This window comes from Pseudomonas sp. NFACC16-2, assembly GCF_900119205.1.
Lineage (GTDB): Bacteria > Pseudomonadota > Gammaproteobacteria > Pseudomonadales > Pseudomonadaceae > Aquipseudomonas > Aquipseudomonas fluorescens_Q.
This window is the reverse complement of the sequence record NZ_FPIX01000018.1, coordinates 18,985-31,853: the sequence shown is the minus strand read 5'-3', so window position 1 is coordinate 31,853 and position 12,869 is coordinate 18,985. Positions and strand designations below refer to the sequence as shown.

Sequence of the window (12,869 nt, the reverse complement as noted above, 5' to 3'; positions counted from 1 at the left end):
GCAGTGCCGGTCTTGTCGAAGCCGTCAGCAGCGATGGCGTCGGCGGTGCCGGTCTTGTCGAAACCATCGGCGGCGTAGCTACCGGCATGGCTGCGTTCGATGGCAGCGTTGGCGCCCGAGCCGAAGGAGGCGGTACCGGTTTTATCGAAACCGTCGGCGGCGAAGGTGTTGGCAGCCAGTACAGACAGGGTCAAGGCAAGGATCAGTTTGGTTTTCATGGTGGTCACTCCGGGTTCGTTGGCGATGTGTCTTGCATGGGTTGAATGCTACGCCGAATAAATTGATTAAAAAGCGCAAAATAATGCTAAAAACAATCGATTAAATCGATGTTAAGGGCGACGTATTTAATTCGCTTCGGCAGTCGGAGCGAACCTCGCGCAGGTCATCGATTCTGTGAACCCAGGGTGAAGCCAGCGCATTAACCGGCGATTAATCGCAGTTGAATGACAGATTTTTCATGCATTACCGACCGGTTTTTCACTGCGGCGATGTCAATTTGCCCTACGGCTGGAACCCAAGAGTCGGCCGCCATCCTCTGGAGCCTGCGATGAATAAATTGCCTCAAATCACCCTGGCCTTCTGGGTCATGAAGATCTGCGCGACGACCCTGGGCGAAACCGCGGGGGATCTGTTGTCCATGACCCTCGATGTCGGCTACGCCATCAGCTCGCTCATTTTGATCAGCGTGTTTGTCCTGACCCTGGTCACGCAACTGATGGCCAAGACTTACAAGCCTGCCCTGTACTGGATCGTGATCCTGTCCACCAGCACGGCGGGCACCACGATGTCCGATTTCATGGACCGCACCCTGGAGTTGGGTTACGCCACCGGGTCGATGATCCTGATTGCGATTCTGTTGGCGATCTTCGCGGCTTGGCGCCTGAGTGGGGATTCGCTCAACGTCACCAAGGTGCAGACCTTTCGCGGCGAGATGTTCTATTGGATGGCGATTCTGTTTTCCAACACCCTGGGCACCGCCCTCGGTGATTACCTGGCCGACGATTCGGGCCTTGGATTTGCCGGTGGCGCGTTGCTGATCAGCTCGGCCATCGCCGTGGTGGTACTGCTCAGGTACTTCACCAGGATTTCGTCGGTGGTGTTGTTCTGGGTAGCGTTCGTGTTGACCCGTCCCCTTGGCGCGACGCTGGGCGACTTGATGACCAAGTCTCATGACAAGGGGGGCCTGGACTTCGGCACCATCGGTTCGTCGGCGGTGTTGGCGGGGATATTGATTGTGATGATCGCTGGCGCGACCTATGCGCAGAACCGTTATGGCAACGGCCAGCGTGCGGCTGAGTTGAGCTGATTAACGCGCCGCCGCTCCCACAGGTCCAGCGCTATCCTGTGGGAGCGAGCTTGCTCGCGATGGGGCCATCACCGTCACCGTTGCAGTGACGGTGGAACCCTGTCAGTCAGTCACGATCCGCGAGTGTTTACGGGTGTCTTTCATGGTGATGTACACCAGCAGCGACACAGCGATGCACGCCGTGACGTACCAGTAGTAACCGGTTTCCATGCCGATGCTCTTGAACCACAGGGCTATGTATTCAGCGGTGCCGCCGAAAATCGACACGGTCAAGGCGTACGGCAGGCCGACGCCCAAGGCGCGGATTTCGGTGGGGAACAGCTCGGCTTTCACCACGGCGTTGATCGAGGTGTAGCCGCTGACGATGATCAGCGCGGCCATGATCAGGAAGAACGCACCCCACCAGGTCTGGATGGTGTGCAGGGTGGTGAGGATCGGCACGGTGAACAGCGTGCCGAGGATGCCGAAGGCGATCAGGATCGGCCGGCGACCGATCTTGTCCGACAGGCCGCCGATCACCGGCTGCAGGCACATGAAAAGGAACAGCGTGGCAGCGGAAATGGTGGTGGAGTCGGAGATGCTCATGCCGACGGTGTTCACCAGGTATTTCTGCATGTAGGTGGTGTAGGTGTAGAACGCCAGCGTGCCGCCCATGGTCAAGCCGACCACGGTCATCAGTTCCTTGGGATGGCGCAGCAAGGTGCGCATGGCGCTTTCCTTGGCTTTTTCCTTCTTGGTGAACGACTCGGTTTCTTCCATGCCGCGCCGCAGGTACAGCGCGACGATCGCGCACAGAGCGCCGATGGCGAACGGGATGCGCCAGCCCCAGGCATACAGCTGTTCGGTGGTGAGGAACTGTTGCAGCACGATCAGCACGCCGAGGGCGATGAGCTGGCCGGAGATCAGGGTCACGTACTGGAAGCTGGAGAAGAAGCCGCGACGTTCCTTGGTCGCCATCTCGCTCAGGTAGGTGGCCGAGGTGCCGTACTCGCCACCTACCGAAAGGCCTTGGAGCAGGCGGGCAAACACCAGCAGGATCGGTGCGCCGACGCCGATGGTTTCGTAGCTGGGGCTCAGGGCGATGATCAGCGAGCCGAAGCACATCAGGTACACCGAGGCCATCAACGCCCGTTTGCGACCAGCACGGTCGGCGTACAGGCCCATCAACCACCCGCCGATCGGGCGCATCAGGAAGCCCACGGCGAAGATCGCGGCGGTATTGAGCAATTGGGCGGTGGTGTCGCCCTTGGGGAAGAAGACTTTGGCGAAGTACAACGAGAAAGCGGCGTAGACGTACCAGTCATACCACTCGACCATGTTGCCGACCGAACCGCTGAAGATCGATTTGATCCGGCTGGCGGTGGTTCTTTCACGGGCAGGCGCGGCGGCCGACCCAAGGGGCAGGGCGTTGGAGTTGTCCATTGAAGGATCCTTCGTTTAATTGTTTTTGTGGAGCGCGTGGGAACGCAGCCTGCCAGGGCTATAGCAGGAGCTGTGCCAGCGGGAGGAGGGCCGGTCTAGAGGGGTTTATGGCGTTAGATGAGCGGAAATCCGCTTGTTTTGGATTCGGCGTGAGCGGGAATCCGCTTATGTTGATCGTTCCCACGCTCCGGCGTGGGAATGCATCCCGTGACGCTCTGCGTCACCTCCAGAGCGGAACGCGGAGCGTCCCTGGCGGCGTTCCCACGCGGGTGCGTGGGAGCGATCAACACCCTACAGAAACATCTCTCGACTCAACCCATGGCGCTGCATCTTTTCATTGAAGGTGCGGCGCGGCAGTTGCAGTTCTTCGAGCACGGCTTTCACATCGCCTTTGTGCCGCGTCAGGGCGGCGCGCAGGCATTGGGCTTCGAAGGCTTCCTGCTGGGCCGCGAGGGACTGGCCCGGTTCCGTCTCCAGGGCGGGCAGTTGAGCCAGCCCCAACACCTGGCGTTCGGCGACATTGGCCAGCTCTCGCACGTTGCCCGGCCAGTCGTGGCTCAGCAGATGGCTCAACTGCGGACCGCTCAGGGGCGCAGCGGGGCGGCCCAGGCGTTCGGCGGCAGTGTGGGTGAAGTGTTCGAACAGCAAGGGAATGTCCTCGCGCCGTTCTCGCAGCGGCGGCAGGCGCAGCTCGGCGATGTTCAGGCGATAGGCCAGGTCTTCGCGAAAACGCCCGGCCCGGGCTTCATCCAGCAGGTCGGGCTTGGTCGCGGCGATGATGCGCAGGTCCACGTCGATGCTCTGGTTGGAACCCAGGCGTTCAAGCTTCTTTTCCTGCAACACTCGCAGCAACTTGACCTGTTGGGCCAGGGGCATGCTCTCGATTTCATCGAGGAACAGCGTGCCGCCGTTGGCGTATTCGAGCTTGCCGATGCGCTTGCCCTGGGCGCCGGTGAAGGCGCCGCTTTCGTGACCGAACAGCTCCGCTTCGAACAGCGCTTCGGGAATGGCTGCGCAGTTCAACGCGACGAAGGGCTTGCTCGCCCGCGGGCCGAAATCGTGCAGGCAACGGGCGACCAGTTCCTTGCCGCTACCGGTTTCGCCGCGGATCAATACGTTGACCGGCAGTGCCGCCAGGTCCAGCACCTGGCGCCGCAGGTTTTGCAGCGCCCGGGAAACGCCCAGCAGCGTGCCATCGAGGCGGGCCCGGGCGTCGGCCTGTTCATGCAGGCGACGGTTTTCCAGGACCAGGGTGCGCTTGTCCAGGGCCCGGCGCAGGCTGCCGAGCAGGGCTTCGGGGCTGAAGGGTTTTTCCAGGAAGTCGTAGGCGCCGTCGCGCATGGCCTCCACAGCCATGGGCACGTCGCCGTGGCCGGTCAACAGAATCACCGGCAGGTCCGGATCGCGGCGACGCACTTCGGCCAACAGCTCCAGGCCGCTGAGGCCGGGCATGCGCACGTCGCTGAGGATCACCCCGGGGAAATGCTCCGGCAACCGGGCCAGGCATTCGTCGGCGCGGCTGAACAACTGCACCTGGAACCCCGACAGGCTCAACCATTGCTCGACGGCACTGCGGATGCTGCCTTCGTCATCCACGACCATGACAGAATCAAGCATGCAGTTGCGCCTCCTGATCGATGGGCAAGGTCACGCAGAATACTGCGCCATGTTCGTGATTGTCTGCCGTCAGCCGCCCGCCGGATTCATGAATGATCGCGAAGGAAACCGCCAGCCCCAGGCCCAGGCCGTCGCCTACCGCCTTGGTGGTGAAAAATGGATCGAACACCTGGGCCAGGTGTTCCTCGGCGATCCCGGTGCCGCTGTCGCTGACGGTCAGGCGCCACAATTGCTCATCGGCCTCCAGGCGCACTTCCAGGCGCTTGATGGGTTGCTCGGCCATGGCGTCGAGGGCATTGCGCAGCAGGTTGATCAACACTTGTTCGAGGCGGATCGCATCGCCGCGCACCCAGGCCGGTCGAGTCAGGTGCAACACGGTGCTGATCTGTTCGTCGCGCAGGCGCGTGTCCAGCAATTGCAGCGCCTGGTCGACCACAGCCGCCAGGTCCAGGCGTTCGCGCAGGCCGCTGGGGCTTTTGCGGGCAAAAGTTTTCAGGTGGCCGGTGAGGGCGGCCATGCGCGTCAGCATGTCGTCCACCGGCTTGAGGGCCTTGTAGGCGTCATCGACCCGACCGTGATCGAGCAACAGGCGCAGGGTCGCCAATTGCATGCGCTGGGCGGTCAAGGGCTGGTTGATTTCATGGGCCAGGGCCGCCGACATCTGCCCCAGTGCCGCCAGCTTGGCCGATTGCACCAACCCGTCCTGGGCCGTGCGCAGATCCCGGGTACGTTCTTCGACCAACCGTTCGAGCTCTTCGCGGCTGCGCTGGCGCAACCTTGCCAGGCGCCAGCGCTGGTTGAGAAACAGCAGCAGGAACACCAGCGCCAGCCACGACCCGGCGGCCGCGAGCCCGGCATTACGCCGGTCTTCGAAGGCGATCTGCGGACGGCGCAGCAAGTGCAGCGTCCAGCCTTCGGCGGTCAGCGGCAAGGATTCCCACAGGTAGTCCGCCGCGCCATCGGGCGTCTCGACCCGGGCCAGATGGCTATTGTCGTCAAAGCGCCGCAACGTTTCGTAAGCCAGCGGTTGCAACGGTTGTTTGTCGTATTGACGGGTGGCCTTGAGCTCGGCGCGGTCGCTGTCGCTTAGCGGCTGCAAGTGGCGATAACGCCAGCCTGGGCGGTTGGCGATGAAGATGATGCTTCGGGCATCGCTGACCAGCAGAGTGTCGCTGCCCTGGCGCCATTCGCGTTCAAGCTCCGGAAACTCCAGCTTTACCACCATCGCGCCGAGGAACTCGCCGTTGTCGTCGGTCACGGCGCTGGAGAGGAAGTATCCCGGGATGCCGCTGGTCACGCCCACCGCATAAAAACGTCCGGTGCCCTGGGTGCGGGTCTGGAGGAAATATGGACGAAAGCCATAGTTGTGCCCGACATAGCTGCTGGGCAGGCGCCAGTTGCTGGCCGCGACGGCCAACCCTGTGTGGTCGAGCAATTCCAGGGTGGATGACTGGGCGGCGCCATTGATCTGTTCCAGCTTGCGGTTCAACACATCCTGCTGCGCCGCGCCGACCGGTCCCTTGAGGGCCGAACGTAGCTCCGGGTCCAGCGCCAGCACAGCGGGCAGGGCGCGGTAGCGCTCGATCAGGGTGTGCAGTGAAGTGGCGTACAGCGCCAACTGCTGGTTGGCACGGCTGGCGTCTTCTTCCAGGGCCACGCGTTCGGCGTGGCGCACGGCGAGGGTGGCGGCAACGGCTGCGCCGGTGAGGATCAGCAAGGTGTACAACGACAGACGCAAGGTACGGGTAGTTGGCAGCATGCTGGTGTGAACAGTTGCAAGTCGGGCGGGCACGATAGCATGGCGGTTGCTTCGAGCGATCATGTACTTGAGCCGGCCCATGACCGGTGTGGGAGCGAGCTTGCTCGCGATGGCGGTGGATCATTCAGCATTGATGTTGACTGACAAGCCGCCATCGCGAGCAAGCTCGCTCCCACAGGGGGTAGGCGGTGGATTGAGGTGTGGTGTTCACCTGGCTCCGACAGGGTTCAACATAAAAAAGGCCGGTGGACTTGTCGCCTCACCGGCCTTTTTTACAGCAGCAAAGCGCGTGTTACTGCACTTCCACCGCCAGGCTGTCACTGATCTTCTTTTGCCAGATGGCAGGACCGGTGATGTGCACCGACTCGCCTTTGCTGTCGACCGCAACGGTCACCGGCATGTCCTTGACCTCGAACTCGTAGATCGCTTCCATCCCCAGCTCGGCGAACGCCAGGACCTTGGATTTCTTGATCGCCTGGGCCACCAGGTAAGCGGCACCGCCGACGGCCATCAGGTAGACCGCCTTGTTGTCCTTGATCGCTTCGATGGCGGTCGGGCCGCGCTCGGATTTGCCGATCATGCCCAACAGGCCGGTCTGCTCGAGGATCTGGCGGGTGAACTTGTCCATCCGCGTGGCCGTGGTCGGGCCGGCCGGGCCGACGACTTCGTCGCCTACCGGATCGACCGGGCCGACGTAGTAGATGAAGCGGCCCTTGAGGTCCACCGGCAAGGTTTCACCCTTGTTCAGCATCTCGACCATGCGCTTGTGCGCCGCGTCGCGGCCGGTGAGCATCTTGCCGTTGAGCAGCACGGTTTCGCCCGGTTTCCAGCTCTGGACTTCTTCCGGGGTCAGGGTGTCGAGGTTCACGCGGCGAGCCGACGGGCCGGCTTCCCAGACGATTTCCGGGTAGGCGTCCAGCGGTGGCGCTTCCAGCGACGCCGGGCCGCTGCCGTCGAGCACGAAGTGGGCGTGACGGGTGGCGGCGCAGTTGGGGATCATGCACACCGGCAGCGAAGCGGCGTGGGTCGGGTAGTCCATGATCTTCACGTCGAGCACGGTGGTCAGGCCACCCAGGCCCTGGGCGCCGATGCCCAGTTGGTTGACCTTCTCGAACAGCTCCAGGCGCATCTCTTCGATACGGTTCTGCGGGCCGCGCGCCTTGAGCTCGTGGATGTCGATGGATTCCATCAACACTTCCTTGGCCATGACCGCAGCTTTCTCGGCGGTGCCGCCGATGCCGATACCCAGCATGCCCGGTGGGCACCAGCCGGCGCCCATGGTCGGCACGGTTTTCAGTACCCAGTCGACGATGGAGTCGGACGGGTTGAGCATGGCCATCTTCGACTTGTTCTCGGAACCGCCGCCCTTGGCCGCCACGTCCACTTCCACGGTGTTGCCGGGGACGATGGAGTAGTGGATGACTGCCGGGGTGTTGTCCTTGGTGTTTTTACGTGCGCCTGCCGGGTCGGCGAGGATGGACGCACGCAGGACGTTTTCCGGCAGGTTGTAGGCGCGACGCACGCCCTCGTTGATCATGTCGTCCAGGCTCATGGTCGCGCCATCCCAACGCACGTCCATGCCCACGCGCACGAACACGGTCACAATGCCGGTGTCCTGGCAGATCGGCCGGTGGCCGGTGGCGCACATGCGCGAGTTGATCAGGATCTGCGCCATGGAGTCACGGGCCGCTGGCGATTCTTCGCGCAGGTAGGCCTCGTGCATCGCCTGGATGAAATCCACCGGGTGGTAGTAGGAAATGAACTGCAAAGCGTCGGCAACGCTCTGTATCAGGTCATCTTGCTTGATCACGGTCATGAGTCGCGCTCCTCTCTAAAGACGGGAACATTCAATAAGGTGCCGGCCGCTTGGGTGCATCGGTCGACGGGCGGCACCTCTATAAGGCACGCCGGGCATGCTGGCGCGACGCTAAAAAGGCGCGGCAGTATATCGCAGGCCGGCCCCCTGTGGGAGCGAGCTGCCTTTGTGGCGAGGGGATTTAATCTGTGGCGAGGGGATTTATCCCCGCTGGGCTGCGCAGCAGCCCCAAAAAACTGAACGAGATCAGCCTGACACACCGAGTTGTCTGGTTAAGGGGCTGCTGCGCAGCCCAGCGGGGATAAATCCCCTCGCCACAGATGGTCTCCTTGTCACAGGGGAACCTTGTCTCTGGTCCAAACTGGGTTCCGCCCGCAGCAAACAAATGCGTCAATCTGGGCCATTGCTTTGACGCCATTTTTCTGCTCCAGAATTGAATGGTCATTTGTCCTACACGCCACTAAAGTGGCGTCTGGCCTGTAGCGTAGGACGCCTCCTGTCAGTTTCCTTTCCCATGGTGAGTCAACGATTGACCCATAACGCCATTCAACGTCTTTTGCTGAAACGCTTCGCTTTGGCGGCCGCGACGTACGCGCTGGCACTGGTTTTATTGTGGCTGGCATTTTTCAGTGGTCATTACCTCGATTCGTTGCGCGGTGTCATCATCGGCAGCGTGTTGGTCGTGCTGTGCCAGGCTGGGCTGTTCGCGCTGTTTATCACGGACCGTAACCTGCGCTTCGCCGACCCCAGCCTTACCGAAGCGCAGGTGTTGATCGGCCTGGGCTGGCAGACCTGGATGATGGCGCACCTGGACCAGGCTCGGGGCGTGTTCCTGGTGTTTTATGTATTGATCCTGCTGTTCGGGCTGTTTCATCTGTCGCGCCGGGCCTTCGTGCGCTGCGCGACGCTGGTGTTCATCAGCTTCGCCGCTATTACCCTTTGGGACGGTTACTTCTTCAGGCTTCCCGATCCCACCTTGGCCGGGTTGCAGGTGGCCGTGCTGTTTCTGGTGCTGGTGTGGCTGGTGTTTTACGCCCGCTACGTCCAGATCTCACGTCAGCGCATGCGTCAGCGGCGGTTTGCCCTGCAGGCGCACCAGGACACCTTGCGCGGGATGATGCGCCAGCTCGAAGACCTGGTGGCCACCGACGAGCTGACCGGGCTGTTCAATCGCCGCCACTTCCTGCGCCTCGCTTCGCGCGAACTCAACACGCTCAGGCCCGGTATCGCCCATGGCCTGGCCCTGATCGACCTCGACCATTTCAAGCGCATCAACGACCTGCACGGCCACGCCGCCGGCGACCAGGTGCTGCAGGCATTTGCCGCGGTCGCCACCGCGTGCCTGCGTGAGGGCGATGTATTGGCCCGTTATGGTGGCGAGGAGTTCGTCATGCTACTGCCCGCCTGCGATCCCCAGCGCCTGACGGCCTGCTGCGAAAGGCTGCGGCTGGCATTCACTGAAGTCGAGCTGATCGGTCTGCAGGTCGGCGCCCTCAGCTTGTCGGCGGGCATGACGATGCTGGGAATGGGCGATGACCTGGACAACGCGTTGCAGCGTGCCGACCAGGCCCTGTACCGTGCCAAGCGAGACGGCCGCAATCGGTGCGCTGCCGCCTGGGAGAACGTCGATGCCTGAACTGACAGTCGCCGGTCGGCAATGGACGGTGGCGGCGGGCAGTAACCTGTTGGACGCCTTGAACGGTGCAGGCGTGGCGGTGCCCTACAGTTGCCGCGCCGGGAGCTGCCACGCCTGCCTGGTGCAGTGTGTGGGCGGTGATGTGCGCGACAGCCGCCCCGACGCCCTGAGCCCGACGCAGCGCGACCAGGGTTGGCGGCTGGCCTGCCAATGCCAGGTGGTCGAGGATGTGCAGATCCACACCTTCGACCCGCAACGCGACGGCCAGGCCGCCCAGGTGATGGCGGTGGATTGGCTGGGCGGTGAGGTGCTGCGTCTGCGCCTCACCCCCGAGCGGCCGCTGCGGTATCGGGTCGGGCAGCATCTGGTGCTGTGGGCCGGCGACGTGGCCCGGCCGTATTCCCTGGCGAGCCTGCCCGAGGAAGACCGTTTCCTGGAGTTCCACCTCGATTGTCGCGAGCCCGGTCAATTCATTGATGCGGCCCGGCGGATGAAGGCCGGTGATCCGATCCGCCTGGGCGAGTTGCGCGGCGGTGCCCTGCATTACGACCCCGACTGGCACGCCAGGCCGCTGTGGCTGCTCGCCGCCGGCACTGGCCTGGCGCCGCTGTTCGGCCTCCTGCGCGAAGCCTTGCGTCAGGATCACCAAGGCGCGATTCGCCTTATTCACGTGGCCCATGATGCGGCCGGGCATTACCTGGCCAAACCCCTGGCGGCGCTGGCGGCCAAGCACCAAAACCTCACCGTGGAACTGCTGACCGCGGCCGAGGCGCCGTCCGCCTTGGCGCAACTGCGGCTTGTTTCACGGCAAACCCAGGCCTTACTCTGCGGCCATCCCGACCGGGTCGAGGCCTTTGCCAAGCGCTTGTACCTGGCCGGCTTGCCGCGCAACCAACTGCTGGCCGACGTCTTCCTGCCCCGTGGTTGAGCGCTGATTTCCAGACGCGAGACCGACCATGACCCCAACCCTGTTGCTCGACCGAGAACGCGGCCTGCTGACGGTGCGCTTGAACCGTGCGGAAAAGAAAAACGCCCTGACCCGGGCCATGTACAGTCAGTTGGCCCAGGCCCTGGCGATGGCGGACAGCGACCCGCAGATTCGCGCAGTGCTGCTCACCGGCTCCAGCGACTGCTTCACCGCCGGCAACGACATCGTCGACTTCCTCGAACAACCACCGAACGACCTCGATAACCCGGTGTTCCAGTTCATGCTCAGCCTGCTCGATTGCCGCAAACCGGTGATCGCCGCCGTGGCCGGGCCGGCGGTGGGCATCGGCACCACGTTGCTGTTGCATTGCGACCTGGTCTACGTCAGCCGGGACGCGCGGCTGCGCATGCCGTTCGTCAACTTGGGGCTGTGCCCGGAATTCGGCTCCAGCCTCATCCTGCCACGGTTGCTGGGCCAGGCCAAGGCCGCGCAATTGTTGCTGTTGGGCGAGGGCTTCAGTGGCGAACAAGCGGTCGCCTGGGGCATTGCCACCGAGGCAATGGACAGTGGCGAGGCGGCATTGGCCAAGGCGCGGGAGGTGGCGCTGCGTTTCGAGTCGTTGCCGGCTGAAGCGGTGAGTATCAGCAAGCAACTGATGAAAGCGCCGGACCGGGAACTGTTGCGCAAGGTGATTGAAGCAGAGGGCAAGCTGTTCACCCAATGCCTGCGCTCGCCCGAGGCGGTAGCAGCGTTGTCGGGGTTTATCAACAGGCATTGAGTTCAGGCACTACATTCTCCAAGAGCAAAAACCAAAAAACCCCGCCATTCACATGGCAGGGCTTTTGTTTTCCAGCGCTCGGTCACTCAGACCATCGGGTCGCCAACATGCAGGATTTTCATCCCGTTGGTGCCGCCGATGGTGTGGTAGCTGTCGCCTTTGGTCAGGATGACCCAGTCACCGGTCTGCACCACGCCACGCTTGACCAGCTCATCCACCGCCGCCTGGCTGACTTCGCCCGGTTGCAGGGCGGCCGGATCGAACGGCACGGTGTAGACGCCACGGAACATGGCGGCGCGAGCCTGGGTTTCGCGGTGCGGGGAAAACGCGTAGATCGGCACCGAGGAACGGATGCGCGACATGATCAACGGTGTGTAGCCACTTTCGGTCAGGGCGATGATCGCCTTCACGCCCGGGAAGTGGTTGGCGGTGTACATCGTCGCCAGGGCGATGCTCTCGTCGCAGCGCTCGAAGGTCTTGCCGATGCGGTGGCTGGAGGTCTTGCTGGTCGGGTGCTTTTCAGCGCCGATGCAAATACGCGCCATGGCTTGCACTGCTTCGAGCGGGTAGAGACCCGCGGCGCTTTCGGCCGAGAGCATCACGGCGTCGGTGTAGTCCAATACGGCGTTGGCTACGTCGGACACTTCGGCGCGGGTCGGCATCGGGTTCTGGATCATCGACTCCATCATCTGGGTCGCGACGATCACCGCTTTGTTGTGGCGACGTGCGTGCAGGATGATTTTCTTCTGGATGCCCACCAGCTCGGCGTCGCCGATTTCCACGCCCAGGTCGCCACGGGCCACCATCACCGCGTCGGAGGCCTTGATCAGGCCGTCGAGGGTTTCGTCGTCGGCGACGGCTTCGGCGCGCTCGATCTTGGCCACCAGCCAGGCAGTACCGCCGGCTTCGTCGCGCAGTTGACGGGCATATTCCATGTCGGCGGCGTCACGGGGGAAGGACACGGCCAGGTAATCGACTTCCATTTCCGCGGCCAGCTTGATGTCGGCCTTGTCTTTTTCGGTCAGGGCCGGTGCGGTCAGGCCACCACCGCGGCGGTTGATGCCTTTGTGGTCCGACAGCGGGCCGCCGATGGTCACGACGCAGTTCAGTTCGGTGGCGGTGGCGGTCTCGACGCGCATCACCACGCGACCGTCGTCGAGCAGCAACTCATCGCCCACGCCGCAGTCCTTGACCAGGTCCGGGTAGTCGATACCCACCACCTGTTGGTTGCCTTCGGTCAGCGGATGGCTGGTGGAGAAGGTGAAGGTGTCACCAATCTTCAGCTCGATGCGCTTGTTGGCGAATTTGGCGATACGGATCTTCGGGCCTTGCAGGTCGCCCAGCAGGGCAACGAAACGGCCGTGCTTGGCGGCGAGGTCGCGCACCAGCTTGGCACGTGCCTTGTGTTCTTCGGGGGTACCGTGGGAAAAGTTCAGGCGGGCGACGTCCAGGCCAGCCAGAATCAGCTGTTCGAGAACTTCCGGCGAATTACTGGCCGGGCCAAGGGTAGCGACGATTTTGGTGCGACGGACGGACATGCAAGACTCCTCAAGTTCAAGCGCCAGCGAAGGCTACTATGCTCTTTGGGTGTAGTCATTGTTCATATG

The 12,869-nt window shown here is 62.9% G+C and carries 9 protein-coding genes and 1 pseudogene; 4 read left to right on the top strand and 6 right to left on the bottom strand.

The features are described 5' to 3' along the window. A pseudogene (locus tag BT116_RS16205) lies at window positions 1-218 on the bottom strand (hypothetical protein); the annotation flags it as partial. A gap of 329 nt (window positions 219-547) precedes the next feature. Here BT116_RS16205 and BT116_RS16200 point away from each other — a divergent pair. Then, window positions 548-1,306: a COG4705 family protein gene (locus BT116_RS16200; protein WP_072345525.1), complete on the top strand. Its 759-nt coding sequence runs from the start codon at window positions 548-550 to the stop codon at window positions 1,304-1,306. A 102-nt stretch (window positions 1,307-1,408) separates the two neighbouring features. On the opposite strand, the gene BT116_RS16195 is transcribed toward BT116_RS16200, so the two are convergent. The 4 genes from BT116_RS16195 to BT116_RS16180 form a co-directional block, all read right to left on the bottom strand. Further along, window positions 1,409-2,728: an MFS transporter gene (locus tag BT116_RS16195; RefSeq protein ID WP_072345523.1), complete on the bottom strand. Its 1,320-nt coding sequence runs from the start codon at window positions 2,726-2,728 to the stop codon at window positions 1,409-1,411. A gap of 291 nt (window positions 2,729-3,019) precedes the next feature. Then, a complete protein-coding gene (locus tag BT116_RS16190; protein WP_072345521.1) occupies window positions 3,020-4,345 on the bottom strand; it encodes a sigma-54-dependent transcriptional regulator in 1,326 nt (441 codons plus the stop codon). After that, a complete protein-coding gene (locus BT116_RS16185; protein ID WP_072345519.1) occupies window positions 4,338-6,104 on the bottom strand; it encodes a sensor histidine kinase in 1,767 nt (588 codons plus the stop codon). The genes BT116_RS16190 and BT116_RS16185 overlap by 8 nt, the downstream gene beginning before the upstream one ends. A 292-nt stretch (window positions 6,105-6,396) precedes the next feature. Next, window positions 6,397-7,920: a fumarate hydratase gene (locus BT116_RS16180; RefSeq protein WP_063324582.1), complete on the bottom strand. Its 1,524-nt coding sequence runs from the start codon at window positions 7,918-7,920 to the stop codon at window positions 6,397-6,399. A gap of 529 nt (window positions 7,921-8,449) precedes the next feature. On the opposite strand from BT116_RS16180, the gene BT116_RS16170 reads away from it, so the two are divergent. From BT116_RS16170 to BT116_RS16160, 3 genes are read left to right on the top strand one after another with little or no spacing between them, the layout of a single operon-like run. Then, entirely contained in the window at window positions 8,450-9,556 is a 1,107-nt protein-coding gene (locus BT116_RS16170) for a GGDEF domain-containing protein (RefSeq protein WP_063325235.1), read from the top strand. After that, complete coding sequence (locus BT116_RS16165; protein ID WP_072345514.1) at window positions 9,549-10,484, top strand: iron-sulfur-binding ferredoxin reductase; 936 nt, start codon at window positions 9,549-9,551, stop codon at window positions 10,482-10,484. Before BT116_RS16170 ends, BT116_RS16165 begins: the two co-directional genes overlap by 8 nt. Window positions 10,485-10,512: 28 nt before the next feature. Next, window positions 10,513-11,262, top strand: coding sequence for an enoyl-CoA hydratase (locus BT116_RS16160; protein ID WP_072345512.1), 750 nt, complete (start codon window positions 10,513-10,515; stop codon window positions 11,260-11,262). An 86-nt stretch (window positions 11,263-11,348) separates the two neighbouring features. Here the strand turns inward: BT116_RS16160 and pyk are convergent, their stop codons facing one another. Beyond that, window positions 11,349-12,800 carry a pyruvate kinase gene (gene pyk, locus BT116_RS16155; RefSeq protein WP_063324585.1) on the bottom strand — a complete coding sequence of 484 codons (1,452 nt, stop codon included), beginning with the start codon at window positions 12,798-12,800 and terminating at the stop codon, window positions 11,349-11,351. Window positions 12,801-12,869 lie beyond the last annotated feature (69 nt).

What these genes read in the sequence shown, in the direction of transcription:
- BT116_RS16200 (WP_072345525.1), top strand. Translation starts at nt 548, where the DNA reads ATGAATAAATTGCCTCAAATCACCCTGGCCTTCTGGGTCATGAAGATC.
- BT116_RS16195 (WP_072345523.1), bottom strand. Translation starts at nt 2,728, where the DNA reads ATGGACAACTCCAACGCCCTGCCCCTTGGGTCGGCCGCCGCGCCTGCC.
- BT116_RS16190 (WP_072345521.1), bottom strand. Translation starts at nt 4,345, where the DNA reads ATGCTTGATTCTGTCATGGTCGTGGATGACGAAGGCAGCATCCGCAGT.
- BT116_RS16185 (WP_072345519.1), bottom strand. Translation starts at nt 6,104, where the DNA reads ATGCTGCCAACTACCCGTACCTTGCGTCTGTCGTTGTACACCTTGCTG.
- BT116_RS16180 (WP_063324582.1), bottom strand. Translation starts at nt 7,920, where the DNA reads ATGACCGTGATCAAGCAAGATGACCTGATACAGAGCGTTGCCGACGCT.
- BT116_RS16165 (WP_072345514.1), top strand. Translation starts at nt 9,549, where the DNA reads ATGCCTGAACTGACAGTCGCCGGTCGGCAATGGACGGTGGCGGCGGGC.
- BT116_RS16160 (WP_072345512.1), top strand. Translation starts at nt 10,513, where the DNA reads ATGACCCCAACCCTGTTGCTCGACCGAGAACGCGGCCTGCTGACGGTG.
- pyk (WP_063324585.1), bottom strand. Translation starts at nt 12,800, where the DNA reads ATGTCCGTCCGTCGCACCAAAATCGTCGCTACCCTTGGCCCGGCCAGT.